This window comes from Labrenzia sp. OB1, from assembly GCF_001624695.1.
Lineage (GTDB): Bacteria > Pseudomonadota > Alphaproteobacteria > Rhizobiales > Stappiaceae > Roseibium.
On the sequence record NZ_JSEP01000002.1, the window covers coordinates 217182 to 233484 of the forward strand.

The following is a 16303-nucleotide window of genomic DNA, read 5'->3' on the forward strand; positions in this document are numbered from 1 at the left end:
CAGAAAATCAGCTCCCTCAGGACTTATGCCTCGTTCTGAAGTCGATGGAGCTTAAGATTTCCTATGTAAAAATCCACCTTTCGACCAGAAAACATCTACAAAAATTACTATGGGATCGATCTATGACCTTATAAGAATAAGCTATTTGAAAAGATGGTAAATCAAAGGTTAATTTCGTCTGATAGGCGTTAAAAAGCCATCCCGGTCAAGAGACCTTCAAAGGGTCCGCAGGCCGGAAACAATAAACGGGCTGCGACGTGGCAATTGCGGCTCAAACAAAGTGCACAGAGAGGCGTTACGCGCCCACCCCATGAAGGAGGCCACAATGCAGCTTCAGGCTTTAGCCGATTCCGGTCCTTGGGACCGGGTCAAGAAAGAACTGAGGAACGAACTGGGAGAAGATATCTTCTCGAATTGGTTCGGCAGGGTCAATCACGAGGAAACGACAGGTGACGCGGTTCGCCTTTCCGTTCCAACCCGTTTTCTGAAGAACTGGATCCAGAGCAATTACGAAAAACAGCTCGTCGGTCTTTGGAAGCGGGAAAAAGACGGCATCAGCCGTATCGAACTTACCGTTCGCGGCGCCTTGCGCCCCCGCCTGATCGAAGGCCCTCAGGCCTCGAAAGCCATCACGGCCCGGCGGATCAGCGGCCGCCCCGCTCCCTTCAACAGCACTCCGCAGTTCAGTGCCGGATCAGGCATCGCCGCGATCCCCTGCCTTGCGGACACAGGCGAGGAGTCCGCGTCGGAATTTCTGAGCGGCGCCGCCCTGAACCCGAAACTGACTTTCGACACTTTCGCGGAAGGCACATCCAACAGTCTGGCCTGCGCCGCCGTACGCCAGATGGCGGCGGGCCATGAAGGCACGTTGAACATGCTTTATGTTCACTCGTCCACCGGCATCGGCAAAACCCATCTTTTGCAGGCAGCCGCGTGCCAGGCCAGAAAGACCGGCCGGCATGTCGCCTACCTGTCAGCGGAATTCTTCATGTACCATCTGGTTCCCGCTCTGCGGACACCGGCTTTCCCGGTGCTGCGTCAGGCCATGAAGTCCATCGATCTGCTCCTGATCGACGATCTGCAATTTCTTCATGGCAAGCAGGCGCAAGAAGAATTCAGCAAGACGCTCGAGCTGCTGATGGAATTCCCGTCCCAGGTCATCATGGCGGCGGATCGCGCTCCGGAGGATCTTGAAACGCTTGGCACCGGCCTGTGCCAATACATCCAGAAAGGTGAAGTCATCGGCATTCAGGCAACGGACTATGCCCTGCGCCTCGACATCGTCAACAAGCGCATCGCGGCGGCGCGCAAGACACACCCCGGCTTTTCGGTTCCGGACGAGGTCACGGACTATATCGCCCGCTATGTGATTGCGTCGGCCAGGGATCTGGAAGGCGCGCTGAACCGGCTCTTCGCGCATAATCAGCTTTCCAGACAGCCGGTCACCCTCGAACTTGCCGAAAAGACCCTGCATGATCTGGTGCGGATCGGAGAACCCCGTTCGATCAAGGTTGAAGAAATCCAGCAGGTCGTCTGCAAGCATTTCAGTGTCACCAAGGCGGATCTTCTGTCCTCCTGCCGGGCCCGGGTTCTGGTCCGACCGCGTCAGATCGCGATGTATATCGCCAAGGTCATGACCGGCCGCTCGTTGCCGGAAATCGGCCGCCGCTTCGGCAACCGGGACCACACCACCGTTTTGCATGCGGTCCGCAAGATCGACAGCATGGTGAAAACGGACAGGGCTCTTTCACAGGAAGTGGAACTGCTGAAGCGCCTGATCCAATCCTGACCCTCAACAGGGCGGCCTCGCCCTGAAAATTCTGCGGCAGCGGGTTCACCCGCTGCCGCAGAACTCTGTTCAGGTCCTGAGTATCCGTCCTCCCGGAACATCCTTTTCAATCGGAACCAAAAGCAGGCACCGCGGCTTTCTTTTTGCGCCGTTGACAGCGCCCGCCCGTGTCCCTATGCCTGTTGCCGGTTTGAGGGAACCGGCCGCCCGCGGGCAAACAGCCTTGGTGAATCCCTTCAGCGAAGTTTTCTTTCGCTGTGCTGAGCGACCTTCACAAGGGAGTGCAGGCTGATGGTAATGCGGGCTCCATTACTTTCGCCTGACGTTCTTGAAAGGTATTCCCATGACGCTTCCCAGCGTTGACGCGCTCAAAACCCAGGCCAAACGCCTGCGAACAGCACTAACCGCCAAGGGGCAGGTGCTCTCGCACAGCCAGGCGCTCGAACTGCTCTCCGCCCAATACGGCTACAAGGACTGGAACACCGCCTGCGCCGCGGCGTCCACGAGTGGAACGGCCCTGCCCTTCGCTGTCGGCGACCGGGTTTCCGGCATCTATATGCGGCAGGCCTTTACCGGCGAGATAAGAGGGCTGTCGCGGGTTGGCCAGTCAGGGCACCTCCGCGTGACCCTTCAGTTCGACAATCCCGTCGATGTTGTGACTTTCGAGAGTTTTTCCTCTCATCGCAGCCGGGTCACCTGCGTTGTTCGCGAGGACGGAATTGCGATCAAGAAAACCTCGGACGGCGAGCCTCATCTGAGAATGAAGCGCGCCGGCTGAAACCCTTGATCAAGGCGGCTTCGACATTCCGATGCGTTGCCGTCACCGGCGCCGCGCCATGACAAGATGACCGGGCACGGGTTCGTTTTCCTCCAGCCGCACGACAATCGGTTCCATGGCGAGGATTTCGAACCCGGCCGCGTCGAGCGCCGTCCGGATGTAGACGTCCCCCTGAGCGAAGCGGTTTTTCGCGCCAACCATGTAGGGCCGCCCCTTCAGGGTTTCCTCCGGCAGCGTTTCGGTCGAAAAAGCCAGACAACCACCCGTCCGAAGACGGCCGTCAGCACCGGCCAGAAACGGTTCAACGGCGCCGAGATAAGGGAATACATCAGTGGCGGTAATCAGGTCCCAGCTCGGCTGCGAACCATCCTCTTCCTCGAATTCCTGCAGAAACTCCACAGCCTCGCCGACATACAGATCTTCATAGACCTGCCTGTCATAGGCCAGTTCGACAATGCGTTCGGACAGGTCCAACCCCGTCCGATGAACGGTGCAATCCGCAAGGGCCATGCCGGTCAGCCCGGTGCCGCACCCCAGATCCAGCAGACGGGTGAACGGCCCGATCTCCAGACGGCGGATCAGGTCCCGCACCAGCAAGGGAACGCAATAGCCAAGCTCATCCACCAGAATGTCGTCGAAAACGTCCGCATGCTGATCGAAGAGCGTTGCGACATAGGCATCGGGCATTTTTTCCGGGGCATCCTGCACACCCATGGCCGCGAGACGGATGCTGACACCGCCGGTATCTACCGGATCGAGCGTCAACGCATGGCGATAGGCCTTTTCCGCCCCTTCAAGATCGCCGGCTTTCTGGAGATCAAGGCCGCGATTATAGGCCTCCGCCAATGCCTCGTTTTCTTCCGTGTCTTGCTCATGGGGGGCGAAGTTGTCGTTGTCGCTCATGTCGTCATCCTTACCGGCAGAGCTTTCCCCTACAGCGGCCGCGAGGCGAATGCACGGCAATTCTGGCGGAGCGGCCGCGGTGTAGGCTCAGAACAGATCGAGCTGACTGTCATCGGGGGCCGGCTTTGCCGTCCGCTTCGCCCCGGTCTCTTTTCCGGCAACTGCCGGCCGGCCATCAAGATCCACGGGTTCGTGCAGATCCGCATGGTCGTTGGAAACCTTGTTGACCCGGCTGGACACAGGTGTCGCCACCAGAAAGCTGTCCTCTACCGGGAGAAGCAGTTTTTCGGCCTCTCTCCGGTCAACATGAGCGATGTCCAGCCAGGTGTCGAATACGTCGGGCTTGAGGATCACCGGCATACGATCATGGATCTGTGACATCATCCGGTTCGCCCTGATCGTCAGAATTGCGCCGGTATCGATGTCACCGCCGTCAGGATCCGACCAGGTGTCCCACAGACCGGCAAAGGCCATGACCCCGCCGTCCGCCGGCCTGATCCAGAAAGGCTGCTTGCCTTCGGGTGTCCGCCGCCACTCGTAAAACCCGGAGGCCGGTACCAGGCAGCGGTGGTGGCGCATGGCCGAGCGAAAGGACGGTTTTTGCGATGCGGTTTCCGCTCTTGCGTTGATGAGCAGGCTGAAGCTTGACGGATCCTTGCTCCAGGCAGGGATGAGCCCCCAACGGACAAGGTGGAACTGCCGTTTGCCGCCAAGGTTCTGACGGACGATCGCCAGCGGCTGGGTCGGGGCAATGTTGTAGCGCGGCGGAAAATTCGGCCGCTCATCATAGCCAAAAAAGGTCCGCACGGCGTCAGGGGGGGTGGTGAGCGCAAGCCGGCCGCACATATCGGGTTTCTCCGTTGCCTGACATCATTCACCGGATGCCGGTCCTATACTGCCAAGTTAGGTAATTGGAAATAAAAAGGAAGTAGCCTAGTTCACAGACTCGTAAATGAGCATGAAATGGTTTGAATAGGATTGCTCCTCGGCAAGGTTCGAAAGTGCAGGAAATGTAGCGCATTTCCCGGCCTTTCGCGCCGCGGAATTGGAGCAATCCGGTTAAATCCGGAGGACATGGAAAAGCTCTCTCCCGTTGCGTCAGCGCGCTGCACCGGGGAATAGCCCGCTCTTCATGTCCTTTTACGCGATTACCCGCCATTTCCGATGCCATTTCATCCTCATTTATGAGTCCGTGAGCTAGAAACGCAAACTCAACAAGCGGGGGCAAGGTATGGAGTGTTTGGATCCAGTTTTGGGCGCCGGAGATCTGGCTGCCGACAGGCTGGAACAGGCCAACATCAACCCCCAAACGGGGCTTGCCACCGATTACCTCAATCACTTCAATGAAGTAATGATGCTTCTTGAAATGCTTCCCGCGATGCCGGATTGCGCCGGAGATGTGCTTGACTGGAAGCCGCTTGACTATATCGGTCATTTCGAGATTTCGACCTTCAAGGACAAGAACCTCGCCATCCAGGCCTATCACGCCGCACCTGCCCAACTGCGCAATCACCTTGAGATCCAGGTCGCGAAAATCAATGCCCTGGTCGTACGAATCCAGGACCAGCTTCGCGAGGCTCCGTCCCCTTCAGCCGTTGCCGCGGAAATCGCCGACATTGCAACCCATGAAATCAAGCCGCTGATTTCCGTTGCCGGTGCGGTCATTCACGGTCATGTTGAACCGGAAGCAACCCAGCACGAAGGCGAAGGCGCCCAGGCGGAAATCGACGCACTGTTCGCTTGAAACGCCCCGCGTTTGAGATTTTCCAAGGCGCTCCATGTCCAGGTTATATCCAGATGCCCCCCGCGTCGGCGTCAGTGTCCTGTGCCACAGGAACGGACAGGTGCTGCTGATCAAACGCGGCAAGGCGCCCTACAAGAACCACTGGAGCCTGCCCGGCGGGCTGGTGGAACTGGGCGAGACGCTGCTTGAGGCCGCAGAACGGGAACTCATGGAAGAAACCGGCGTGACGGCGCACCTTGGAGCGCCTGCCGAAACCTTCGATTCCATTCAGCGGGATGCCGACGGGACGGTTTCCGCGCATTTCATTCTCACCGTTTTCTGCGGAGCCTATCAGTCAGGCAACGCCGAACCCGGAGACGATGCCAGCGCGCTTGAGTGGGTCGCCCCCGCCCGTCTGGACGAAAGGCTGACCACACCGGGCACACCGGACCGTATCCGCCGCCTGCTGGCCAGATAGCGAACGAGCCTTCGGTTCCATCGCCGACAGCCAATTCTTGGGATCACCGTTCATTGTGCTTGCGGCACGCCCTGCCGTTGCGCATGATCCGTTCATGATGAAACAGTGCATACGTTCTGTCTGCGCCGGCACCGCGTTGCTTGTGCTGGTCGGCCTGTCAGGTCCGGGTCAGGTTGTATCCGCACAGGAGAGCGCGGCCGACGAACCGCCTTTCGAGCAGCAGCTCATGCGCCTGTCGGAGATTTTCGGCGCCCTTCATTTTCTGCGGCCGCTCTGCAAGAAAAGCGATACTCCGAACTGGCGCGACCAGATGGAGGACTTTCTGGACGCCGAAACGCTTGACGACAATCGGCGGCGGCGGTTCATCGAACGCTTTAACCAGGGTTACAGAGGTTTTTCAGTCGCTTACAGAGACTGTACCGAGGCCGCGCGTATCGCAATGGCACAGTATCTGACTGAGGGCGAGACCATCATCAGCGACGTCACCAGCCGCTACGGACGATAAACCGGCAGAAAATCGTCAGTTTGTTACCGGTCGGTTAACCATTTGAATCAAATTTGTGGGTGGCCGTTAAGTTTGCGTTCACGGTTGCTTATCAGTGCGGTTAGCCGTGCTAGGATCAAGTCATCAGATTCGGGCATCGGCACGTTGGAGTTGACTCCAAAGCGTTCGGGAAGGACCGGTAAGGAAACGAATGATAAACGATGATTACGCTGAAGCGGCGATGGAAGCCGAGTTTGCGGAAGATGAAGACATCAGACGTGCTGCTCTCGGCTTTATCTCTGACGCGTGGGCAGAAGCCATCGCAAACGGTGTCGACGCCGACGCCGTTGCTCACGCAGCGATGTTCACGGCGCTAGCTGACCTTGTCGCTGCCTATGGTGAAGATGCCGTCGCCAAACTGGCCGAAGGGCTGCCCGACCGCATCCTGCAGGGCGACTACACGGTCAACCGCGTTCTTCAATAGCCAGCGGCGAAACGCTTCCCTGACAAAGGCCGGCACGTCCGGCCTTTGTGATTCCTGCAGCTGAGCGGAAGGCTTCGGATAGGGCGAATGGCGAATGCCGGTCCCGCATTTTCGGCTTATTTCAGGAGCGTGAGATCCAGGACCAGTTTCAGATAGATCAGTGCACCGAAGGTGATCAGAACGACCCCGGCGATGTGATTTGCCCTGCCCAGCCATCTGTCGTCGATCCTGGCCCTGTAATGTGACACCGCCGCCGAGACGACGATCCACCAGGTCGTCGCGCCGCAGGCGACACCCGAGACCATGACAAGCGCACCGAAGTGATCTCCGGGAGGTGGCCGGAACTCCCCCAATCCGCCGAATATCGCGACAAAGGCGATGACCGTTCCCGGATTGGTGATCGCCATGAAGAAGGCAGCCGTGGCGTCCCCCAGAAATCCGCGCTGCCAACCGTGGCCGTCCTTGTCGAGATGCGGATGCGTATTCCAGATCTTGAGACCGAAGACAATCAGCAGGGCGCCGCCGACAATCTCGATGAGATTGATCTGGCCTTCGATGAAATTGGTAATGGCCGACACACCGAAGATCGCGACGGCGGCGAAGACCGTGTCGGCGACGACGGCGCCCAGCCCGACATACACCCCCTGCCGAAACCCGCCATAGACCGCGTGCTGAATGGCCATGACATTAACCGGTCCGACCGGTGCCGTGGTAAGAATCCCGACGAAAAAGCCGATCAGCACATATTCCACAAATGTCACGAACAGCCCTTTTCGCTGAACCCCGCGTGGGGTGCGGCCCCATAGATGAAAAGTTTCGCTATTCGTTATCTGCCCTGCAGCGCCATGACAAGAACAGGAAAACCCAATCGACCACTTTCACTTTGGCACGAATTGTTTAAGGAATGACGCCGGGGTGTACGCTTTCAGCAGAAAGCATGGGAAACCGCGTTGATCCGGGCTATGCCTGAGCGACTGAAACCGGGAGATGGTCACCATGGCGCGCATTATCGCCGCAGCAATATTGACTGCCTGTCTTTCCCAGGGTGCCGCCCTGGCAAAGACCGTTCAGACCGAGATTATACGGCCTCTGGCGGAGAACCCGCAGAGCGATCCTGCGACCGGCAGCGGGCAATACCTGCCAGAGAGCCTCACCTCACCGCAGGATAGTGAAACCGACTCTGCGGACGACGACGGAAAACCCCAGGTGCTCTACAACACCGACATGCTGCCCAGGACGGTCGCGCGCATGCACGCGCAACTCCGGGAAGCCGCCCTTGCCGGCAGTATGGACAGGCTGCGCATGGTCCTGGAAAGCAACGAGCTTCCGCCGACGCTTTCCTTCACCGAAACCGGCGATCCCATCGAGTTTCTCAAATCGAGTTCCGGCGACGGCGAAGGTTTCGAGATTCTTGCAATCCTGGCGGACATACTCGATGCGGGCTTCCTGCATGTTGACGCCGGGACGCCACAGGAAATGTACATCTGGCCGTATTTCTCCCGCTATCCGCTCTTCGATCTGACACCGGACCAGAAGGTCGAACTCTACCGTATCGTCACGGCCGGAGACTTCGCCGAAATGCAGGATTTCGGCGCATGGACCTTTTACCGCGTCGGCATAGGCCCCGACGGAACGCTGCATTATTTCGTGGCGGGGGACTGATACCAACATCAACAAACAAGACCCTATTTGTTGATGTTGGTACCAGTTCCGTATCGCCTTCGATCAACCGATAGTTCAGAGCCGAATGGTCTCACGCATCACGGTTTGCAGCGAAACGCGGATGGCCGCTTTTGGCAAGCTCATAGTGTTTTCGCTGTATGACGAGTTCGGCGTCCGGGAAGAGGTCGTGGTTGCCGGAGTGGTCGTCGTCCAGATGCGAGCATACGAGGATATGTATATCGGATGGCGCCAGCCCGATTGAATTCAGGCGCGCGGTGACAGTGTCCTGCGGCGAAATTTCAAGTGTCAGTCCCGGCGGATTGTGAGGATTCTCCACATATGCGCGCGGCCAGCCGGTATCCTCGAGTATATTGCTCCCCTCGCCTGTTCGGAAGAGGTAGCCGGCAACGGGAATGTTCCCGGTTACATCTTGCCAAGAGAAAGGATGTAGAGGCGCATTATCTGACTTTCTCCGGTTGAGGCCCGGCCTCTTCGGCCAAGGCGTGGAAATTTGGCGACATGTCTATTGGGATACCCAAACGCAGGAAATCATCCCCATCAATCGGGCGACCGGCAGAAACGTCCGGGTTCCCGGCGTTTTTCCAAAGCATAGTGAATCATGCTTGTCAGCCCACCGATGTGCGCGCGCCTTGTTGACAGTTGATTTAAGCTGGACCCTGGCGCCGTCTCCGAAAGTGCCAGGGTATCGCAAAGATGGTTCGGTCTGGCTGATGCTCATCCGGGCATTTGTTCTCTTGCGTCTGAAACCAGGGCGGAGACACCGATGAAGTCGACCTTTCCCGTCCCGAGGAGTGGAACTCTGGGAACGATCCGCACTTCGGCGGGCACCATCAGATCCTGCACGCCATTGGCTCTGGCGAATTTCACGAAGTCCATGCGGGTAGCGTCCTTGTTTTCGGTGATCAGGATCAGCCTTTCGCCCTTGCGCTCGTCCTTCATCGTGGCGACCGCGGACAGGGCGTCGGGCCAGAGCGTGCCCGCGATCTCCTCGACCGCCGCCAGGGACACCATTTCCCCGCCAACCTTCGCGAACCGCTTTGCCCTTCCCTTGATGGTCACGAATCCCTCGGCATCGATCTCGACGATGTCGCCGGTATCGTGCCAGCCGTCCGCGAGCGGTTGCAATATTCCCGGGTTCTCGGTGCGCAAGTACCCCAGCATCACGTTCGGACCGGAGACGAACAACCGCCCACCATCCTTGACACCCGGGACCTTTTCCAGGCGCGAACGCATGCCGGGCATAATCTTGCCGACGGTGCCCGGTTTGCTGAACATCGGCGTGTTGATCGCGATGACGGGTGCGGTCTCTGTGACGCCGTAGCCCTCAAGAATACGCACTCCAAACCGCTCCATGTAGGTTTGCCGCGTGGATGCCTTCACCGGTTCAGCGCCCGCGAAGCAATACCGCAACGAGCGGAAGTCATAAGCATGGGCTACCCGGGCATAGCCGTTCAGGAATGTGTCGGTGCCGAACAGGATCGTTGCGTTTGATGAGTAGATCAACTCGGGCACGATCCGGAAATGCAGCGGCGAGGGATACATGTAGATCGGTACGCCGGAAACCAGCGGCAGGATAGTGCCCGCCGTCAGGCCGAAAGAATGGAACATGGGCAGGACGTTAAAGACCTTGTCCTCGGCCGAGAAATCGATCCGGGCGGCCGCCTGAGTGACATTGGCCAGTATGTTCTCGTGGCTCAGCACAACGCCCTTTGGCGTGCCTTCGGAGCCGGATGTGAACAGGATCGCAGCCGGATCCGTGTAAGCACGGCGAACCAGCGGGCGCGCACGCGTCAGGAGACCACGAAGTTTGTCGGCCAGACCTATATCCTTGCGGATGTCCTCCAACCAGACGACCTCGACATCGCGGCCAAGTGCCGCCACCAGATCGGACAATTTGGCCTGCTCGACGAAGGTACGCGAGGTCAGAACCCTGGCCACTTTCGCCGTGCGGCAGGCCGACACCACATTGGTCGCGCCGGCGGTGAAGTTGATCATTGCCGGCACCTTTCCGGCGGACATGACAGCGAGAGTCGTAACCGTAGCGCCGTTGGCATTCGGCAGCATCACGCCGATTGCTTCTCCTTCCCGGCCGATCCTGGAAAGTTTGCGTCCGAGGACAGCGATGCTCGTGAGCAGCTTGCCGTAGGTGAGAGCACCGGTGACCGGATCCTCAATCGCGACTTTGGACATCCCGCGATCCTTCGCGGTTCTGACGGTCCGTTCGATAATCGTTTGCCTGCTGGCCAGATCGGTCTCGAAAATAAGGCCTGACAAGATATCATAAAGCCGGGCCCCGGCAGCCGCGCGGCGGCGACGGCCTTTCAGAGCCTCGTCCACCGCGAGCTTTTCGGGCTCCAGAATAGTCACCGTGACCTTCGGAAACAGCCTCTTTCGGATCTGCGCCGGGCGCAGATAGGAGAACGGTGTCCGCTCCAGTCCCTCGATGCGGATCGGGACCACCATTGCTCCGGTTTTGTCGGCGACCATCGCCGCACCGTCGTAGACCTTCATCAGGCTGCCGGTGACGGTCAAGCGCCCTTCGGGGAAGATCACCATCGGCTGGCCGGCGTTGACCGCCTGAATCAGAGATCTCGTGGCCAGGGGTTTGGCCGGATTGATCGGCAAGGCATTTGCCATCTTCAGAAACGGGCGCACCCACCGGCGCCTGGCGACAGCGTAGTCAATGGCGAAGGTCGGCGCTTTCTCGGTCAAGGTCAGTGCCAGGCCCGCGTCCAGATAGCTGACATGGTTCAGAGCGAGGATCGGGGCCACTCCCGCCTTCTCGAGATTTTCAAGCCCCCTGATTTCTATCCTGAAGAACGCACGATAGATGATCGAGACAAGGTCCCGGAGCGGATCTGTCGGCAGGAACCTGAACATGATGACCCCGGCAAAGGCGTTCAGAACCGCCAGCACCAGCATCACGTGAACCGGTTCGGCACCGGCGCCCTGCGCGATGGCGAGCAGGCCGCTTGACACTGCCATCAGGCCCGCACCCAGTGCGTTGGCCCCGGCGATGGTCCGCGCCCGCCGTTCGGGGACGGCCCAGGCCTGAAGGGCGGCAAAGGTGGGAACGACAAGAAGGGCTCCCGCGATGGCAAGGCCGGCCATATCGATACTCAGCCGAATGACGTCGGCGCGGGCAAGGAATGCGGTGAACCCTGCATATGGCACACCGGGGACAACGTGAGACAGCGTCAGGGCCGTATCGAGCGCGAAAACGGCAATCAGAGCAGTTCCGGCGACGGCGGGCAGAAGCACAATGCGGCCGGCGGAAAGCCATGCGGCCAACGCCGAGCCAATACCGATCGAGACGGCGAAGACGGTCAGGAACCAGGTCACGGCCAGTTCGCCACCACCGAGGATATCGTTCACGATGACCGGCAGAAGCGACATTACCAATGCGCCTACCACCCAGAACCAGGAGGTCATCAGGGCGGTGCGGCCCAGACGCGTGTCGCCAAAGAGATCGCGAAGGATGCCGTGGCTCGACCGCAGTATGTTCCAGTCGGCCTTCAGATCCGGATCGGCAATGGCCGTCGACGGGATCTTGCGGCTGATGGCATAACAGGCAAGAGCCAAGCCGATCATCAGCGGTGCGAACAAGAGCGACGCGTTCCCGGAGGAAAACATCAAGCCCGCCGCGATGGTGCCGCCGAGGATCGCCAGAAACGTTCCCGCTTCGATCCACGCGTTGGCCCTGGTCAGTTCGGAACGGTCGAGATGGTCGGGCAACAGGCCGTATTTGACCGGGCTGAACAGGGCCGAACCGACACCAAAGACCAGGAGAGCCGCAAAAAGCACCGGAACATTCGAAACTGCCATACCGGCAACGGCCAGCATGGCACCGACGATTTCCAGGATTTTCAAACGCTGGGCAACAACCGCCTTGTCGCTCCGGTCCGCGATCTGCCCACCGAGGGCCGACAGGAACAGGAACGGCGCGATGAAAACGGCGCTCGCCACCGATATCAGAACCGCCCCGCCGTCAGCGACCTTGAACAGGATCAGAAAGACGAGAGTGTTCTTCAAAAAATTGTCGTTGAATGCAGAAAGGAACTGTGTCCAGAACAGGGGCGCGAAGCGCACTGATTTCATCAAGGGCTGGGACATGGCCATTCTCCGGTTTGGTTCAGGCAGGGGCCGGAATGACCGGGCCCCTGCGCGTTGACATCAGGACACGCCGGTCTTGCCGACTTCCATCAACAGTTTTTCGGTCCTGGCTTCCTCAATCCGGTTATGGAGCTTGCCCACCTCATCCCGGTCCCGCAGCGTTTTCGTCAGCGTCACGGACGTGTGGACAAGCATGATCGCAGCCATGGCATAGAATCCCTTCGCCGAGAAGCTGGCTTCGAGATTGTAGATGCCGATGGCCATCATGCCGGCAGCAACAGCAAAGCTGACGATGGTGAATATGACCCAGTTGCTGGAGTGTTTAATCTGTTCGTCCTGCATGGTCTCTGACCTTTCTCTGAGTGGGTTTGTCATTTGTATGCAATCGCCTTGTCTGTCCCGCTCCTCAGGCGCTCAAGAACAGCGTCGGCTGAGCTTCTGACAGAGGAGCCGCACCCTGCATCGGCAAGGCGGGCAATCAGATCCTTGGGACGGTCGATGACGGACAGGGCTGCGAGCGCCTTGTCCGCGAGCGCCCCGCGTTCCTGTCTGCTGTTGATACGCTCAAGCGTTTCTTCCGCCTGGTACAAGGACGCCGGAGAGGCAGAAGCAGAGCCAGCCGCGCTAATGCGGGTCCGGACACGCGCAACTTGCCGGCCGCGTTCGAGATCCCGCAAACGCGCTTCCGTACGGCGCAGGTTTTCCCTTAAAGCCGCGAGATCAATGTCGAAGCTCCGAACCGACTGGTCGAGGGCCTCCCGCTCGTCTTCAAGAATTGCGATCGCTTCCGCGCCCTCCCGAGCGAACTCGGTCTGGTCCTGACCGAGCGCAGCCCGGGTCCGGTCCTCGAGTTCCTGAATGGTCAGATCAATCCGGTCCTTGCGATTCTGGTCCTGCGTGTGCTGGGCAGAGGCAAGAGCCAGAGCAAGCCGGGCCTGGCGCACCGCGTTGCCGGCTTCCCGTAATTGACCTGACAAAAGCGCTAGATCGGTGCGCGCATCAAGTCCGCCACCGTCCCCCTCGAAGAGGCCCTTTAATGAGTAAACAAGTCTGCTGATCATGCGTCCTCCAAAAATGAACAATGTTCACTATTTGACAAAACCACACTCGATTGGCATGGTCAAGAAAAATGAACAATGTTCAATTTCTAAAAAAGGGACAGGGTTAATGCCCGGCCTTCAAAAAACGAAAAGCGAAGAGACGCGACGGCGCGTGCTTGAGGCTGCGGCGTCCATCATGAGCGAACTGGGAATAGACTCAGTCCAAATCCGGGAAGTCGCATCCCGGGCAGGCTGTTCTGTAGGCTCTGTCTACAAGCATTTCGATGATCGGGACGAGTTGATTATCGCCGTGAATGCAAGGACACTCGCGGAAATCCGGGCTGCATTGACCGAAGCGACCGCGGGAGAAACCGTCCCCTTGATCCGTCTGAAGCTCCTGGCGCGGATGTATCTGGACTACGCGGTGGCGAACACGAATGCCTGGCGCGGTTTGTTCGCCCACCAGTTGCCGGACCGGCGCGAGATGCCGGAAGAACACAGGACAGAAAACATTCGCCTGCTGTCTCTGATAGCCGAAGCGCTCGACGACCTCGTCCCGGAGCTTGACGAGAACGCTCTCGCGGCGCGGACACGCACCTGCTTTGGGGCAATTCACGGGCTCGTTTCAATCGCTCTGGAAAGGCGCTTCGTGGCTCTTGGAAAAGAAGAGTTGCACTCGGAGATGGAGTTCGTCGTTGAGCGGCTGTGCTCATAAATCAGGTACAACTGGCCCCTTTACGCCCTGCCCATAACTCCCGCCTTCCGCAGTTCCGCGTAATGCGCGTAGCCCCGGTATAGTGTCCGGGTCATCAGTTCCTTCCCCGTCTTGTCCGCCAGGCTTTGAAGTTCGCTTTCCAGCTCCGCACGCGGCGTGACGTGGAAGAACCTCAGCCAGGCGAACAGGAGCGACCGGAACCAGCCCGGGAGACGTTTCTGCTGGCCGAAATCGACCACATGGATACGCCCGTCGTCCGCAAGGCGGGCGGCGCCGGCGGCGAGGGCTTCGCGCCAGACCGGAATCATCGAGAGGGTGTAGGAGTAGAACACCCGGTCAAAGGCGGGAACGCCGAGGCGGTCTGTCACCACCGGATTGGCGGCGTCGCCCTCGATCAGGGAAATCCGGTCTCTCAGGCCGGCCTTGGCAATGTTGGTTTGCGCCGTCTCGAGCATCTGCCGGGAGATGTCGAGACCGTAGAAACGGGCCTGCGGGTAACGTCTGGCGGCTGCGATCAGGTTGCGGCCGGTGCCGCAGCCGAGTTCCAGCACCGTGCCTCCGGCGGGTGGTTGCAGTTCCTCGATCAGCAGATCGCGGCCGAGCAGGTAATATTTGCGGGTCAGGTCGTAAAAGTGACGCTGGCGGCGGTAGACACCGTCCATCAGCCGGGCTGTTTCGGCAGCTTCGCTCATCAAGGTTTCCGCCCGCGCTCTGCTGTCAGCCGTTGAAGACATAAAGGTGGAAGCCGCCATAGATGGAGGAGCGGTCCTGCCGGCCGAATTCAAGGCTTTCCGCCTCTTCATAGGTCCAGCGGTTCAGGATCCCCTCGGCAACACGGCCGGGTAGCAGGGTCGGCTCGGCCGCCGTGCGGAAAATGACGCGGGCGCCAGGGCGCGCGGTTCGGGTGATCTCGCTCCAAAGGGCGTTGAGCTGGTGATCGGTCATCCAGTCCTGCGCGTCGAGCAGCACATAGGCATCGAGCGTGCCGTCTGCCACGGTTTGAAGATGTTCGGTGAAATTCCGGTTCAGAACCCGGACGCGGTCCGCGCGCTGACGGATCGCCTCGAAATGATCGCGTTTCAGATAAGGCGGCAGGGGGCCGGATTCTCCGGTCGTTTCACCGGACTTCGGGGCATAGCCCCGACCGAAGGCCTGCCATGCGAAATAATTGTCCTGCATGGAGAAATCGCAGGCCAGCTTTTCCAGCCGCTGACGCAGCACGGCGGACATGTTGCCATCCGCGTTGGCCGAAACCAGCGCATCGTATTGCGCGGGCGGAATGCCCAGGCCGTAGAGCGACATTTTCTTAGAGGTCGCCCAGCGCACGAGGCGTTTGTCGAAGAGCGGTGCCAGCGCCGTATCGAAAAAACTGCGCTGCTCTTCAAGCGACCTGGTCTTCACCATGTATTTCGGATCGATGCCGTAAAGGCGCGCTACCAGGTGGCCAAAGCCGATGCAATAGCCGAGCAGACCGTGATGATAGAGATCGCGGGAGAACAACGTGATGCGTTTGCGGCCCCGGTTTGCAAAGTCGCGGCCTTCCCAATAGGTGACCGTTTCCGCATCGAGATTGTCTTTCAGGAAGCGGTTGTAGGCCGCGACATTGGCCTTTTCGTCGGCTTCACCGAAAAACCGGTAGAAGGTTTCGTAATTGGGGAGATGTTTCGCTGCGGCCAGTTTCAGGCGTCCCAGGGCAACATGCGCCCTGTTCAGATCGACCGCGGTGATTTCGGCCGGATTGGCGATGAGATACGACATGACGTTGCAGCCCCCGGACGCGATGGTGACCATGCGGCTCTGGGACGTGAGCCGCAGAGCCTTCATGTCGACATCCGGATCTTCCCAGATCTGCGGGTAGACCAGCCCCTTGAACGCGAAGGTGAAAAGGCGTTCCAGAATTCCGTCGCGAGAGGCCGCCTCGGAGCGATGAACCGCATTCCCGAGCCGTTTTTTCGAGGCCGTCAGCGTGCCGTGCGCCATGTTTTTCTCCAGAGTCAACCGCGCGAATGGACTGCCTTGCGATACGTCAGCGACACGACAGTTTGGTGACGTTTCGGGAGATTTGTGCGTTTATCCGGATATTATAAAACCTGCAGAAGCGGGGGACGCAGAC

At 59.2% G+C, this 16303-nt stretch carries 17 protein-coding genes; 9 read left to right on the top strand and 8 right to left on the bottom strand.

Annotated features, from left to right (window positions below):
- Positions 1–325 precede the first annotated feature (325 nt).
- Together dnaA and OA90_RS03295 are read left to right on the top strand one after the other, a co-directional pair.
- Positions 326–1789: a chromosomal replication initiator protein DnaA gene (gene dnaA / locus OA90_RS03290; RefSeq protein WP_068407787.1), complete on the top strand. Its 1464-nt coding sequence runs from the start codon at positions 326–328 to the stop codon at positions 1787–1789.
- Positions 1790–2132: 343 nt separating this feature from the next.
- A complete protein-coding gene (locus OA90_RS03295) occupies positions 2133–2567 on the top strand; it encodes a glyoxalase superfamily protein (RefSeq protein ID WP_068407107.1) in 435 nt (144 codons plus the stop codon).
- 42 nt (positions 2568–2609) lie between these two features.
- Here the strand turns inward: OA90_RS03295 and OA90_RS03300 are convergent, their stop codons facing one another.
- Both OA90_RS03300 and OA90_RS03305 read right to left on the bottom strand, forming a co-directional pair.
- Positions 2610–3470: a methyltransferase gene (locus tag OA90_RS03300; protein WP_068407110.1), complete on the bottom strand. Its 861-nt coding sequence runs from the start codon at positions 3468–3470 to the stop codon at positions 2610–2612.
- A gap of 87 nt (positions 3471–3557) precedes the next feature.
- Positions 3558–4316 carry an SOS response-associated peptidase gene (locus tag OA90_RS03305; RefSeq protein ID WP_068407113.1) on the bottom strand — a complete coding sequence of 253 codons (759 nt, stop codon included), beginning with the start codon at positions 4314–4316 and terminating at the stop codon, positions 3558–3560.
- A 406-nt stretch (positions 4317–4722) separates the two neighbouring features.
- Between OA90_RS03305 and OA90_RS03310 the strand changes: the two genes are divergently transcribed.
- The 4 genes from OA90_RS03310 (at position 4723) to OA90_RS03325 (ending at position 6639) form a co-directional block, all read left to right on the top strand.
- A complete protein-coding gene (locus OA90_RS03310; RefSeq protein ID WP_208985951.1) occupies positions 4723–5214 on the top strand; it encodes a hypothetical protein in 492 nt (163 codons plus the stop codon).
- A 34-nt stretch (positions 5215–5248) separates the two neighbouring features.
- Positions 5249–5671 carry an NUDIX hydrolase gene (locus tag OA90_RS03315; protein ID WP_068407118.1) on the top strand — a complete coding sequence of 141 codons (423 nt, stop codon included), beginning with the start codon at positions 5249–5251 and terminating at the stop codon, positions 5669–5671.
- 94 nt (positions 5672–5765) lie between these two features.
- A complete protein-coding gene (locus OA90_RS03320) occupies positions 5766–6176 on the top strand; it encodes a TIGR02301 family protein (protein ID WP_068407792.1) in 411 nt (136 codons plus the stop codon).
- A gap of 190 nt (positions 6177–6366) precedes the next feature.
- On the top strand, positions 6367–6639 hold the full coding sequence (locus tag OA90_RS03325) for a hypothetical protein (protein WP_068407121.1): 273 nt from the start codon (positions 6367–6369) through the stop codon (positions 6637–6639).
- Between the two features lie 116 nt (positions 6640–6755).
- Here the strand turns inward: OA90_RS03325 and OA90_RS03330 are convergent, their stop codons facing one another.
- Positions 6756–7400 (bottom strand): LysE family transporter, encoded by a 645-nt coding sequence (locus tag OA90_RS03330; protein WP_068407124.1) that lies wholly within the window; start codon positions 7398–7400, stop codon positions 6756–6758.
- Positions 7401–7635: 235 nt separating this feature from the next.
- On the opposite strand from OA90_RS03330, the gene OA90_RS03335 reads away from it, so the two are divergent.
- On the top strand, positions 7636–8301 hold the full coding sequence (locus OA90_RS03335) for a hypothetical protein (protein ID WP_068407805.1): 666 nt from the start codon (positions 7636–7638) through the stop codon (positions 8299–8301).
- A gap of 85 nt (positions 8302–8386) precedes the next feature.
- On the top strand, positions 8387–8563 hold the full coding sequence (locus tag OA90_RS29425) for a hypothetical protein (protein ID WP_244274526.1): 177 nt from the start codon (positions 8387–8389) through the stop codon (positions 8561–8563).
- 473 nt (positions 8564–9036) lie between these two features.
- On the opposite strand, the gene OA90_RS03340 is transcribed toward OA90_RS29425, so the two are convergent.
- Genes OA90_RS03340 through OA90_RS03350 form a run of 3 tightly spaced genes read right to left on the bottom strand, consistent with a single transcriptional unit; the run spans position 9037 to position 13496 of the window.
- Complete coding sequence (locus OA90_RS03340) at positions 9037–12435, bottom strand: acyl-[ACP]--phospholipid O-acyltransferase (protein WP_068407127.1); 3399 nt, start codon at positions 12433–12435, stop codon at positions 9037–9039.
- Between the two features lie 60 nt (positions 12436–12495).
- Complete coding sequence (locus tag OA90_RS03345; RefSeq protein WP_068407130.1) at positions 12496–12777, bottom strand: YiaA/YiaB family inner membrane protein; 282 nt, start codon at positions 12775–12777, stop codon at positions 12496–12498.
- A 29-nt stretch (positions 12778–12806) separates the two neighbouring features.
- Positions 12807–13496 carry a PspA/IM30 family protein gene (locus OA90_RS03350; protein ID WP_068407133.1) on the bottom strand — a complete coding sequence of 230 codons (690 nt, stop codon included), beginning with the start codon at positions 13494–13496 and terminating at the stop codon, positions 12807–12809.
- Between the two features lie 106 nt (positions 13497–13602).
- Between OA90_RS03350 and OA90_RS03355 the strand changes: the two genes are divergently transcribed.
- Positions 13603–14190, top strand: a complete 588-nt coding sequence (locus OA90_RS03355; protein WP_068407136.1) for a TetR/AcrR family transcriptional regulator — start codon at positions 13603–13605, stop codon at positions 14188–14190.
- 20 nt (positions 14191–14210) lie between these two features.
- Here OA90_RS03355 and OA90_RS03360 read toward each other — a convergent pair whose 3' ends face one another.
- Complete coding sequence (locus OA90_RS03360; protein ID WP_068407139.1) at positions 14211–14882, bottom strand: class I SAM-dependent methyltransferase; 672 nt, start codon at positions 14880–14882, stop codon at positions 14211–14213.
- Between the two features lie 25 nt (positions 14883–14907).
- Entirely contained in the window at positions 14908–16170 is a 1263-nt protein-coding gene (locus tag OA90_RS03365; RefSeq protein WP_068407142.1) for a DUF3419 family protein, read from the bottom strand.
- Between the last annotated feature and the right edge of the window lie 133 nt (positions 16171–16303).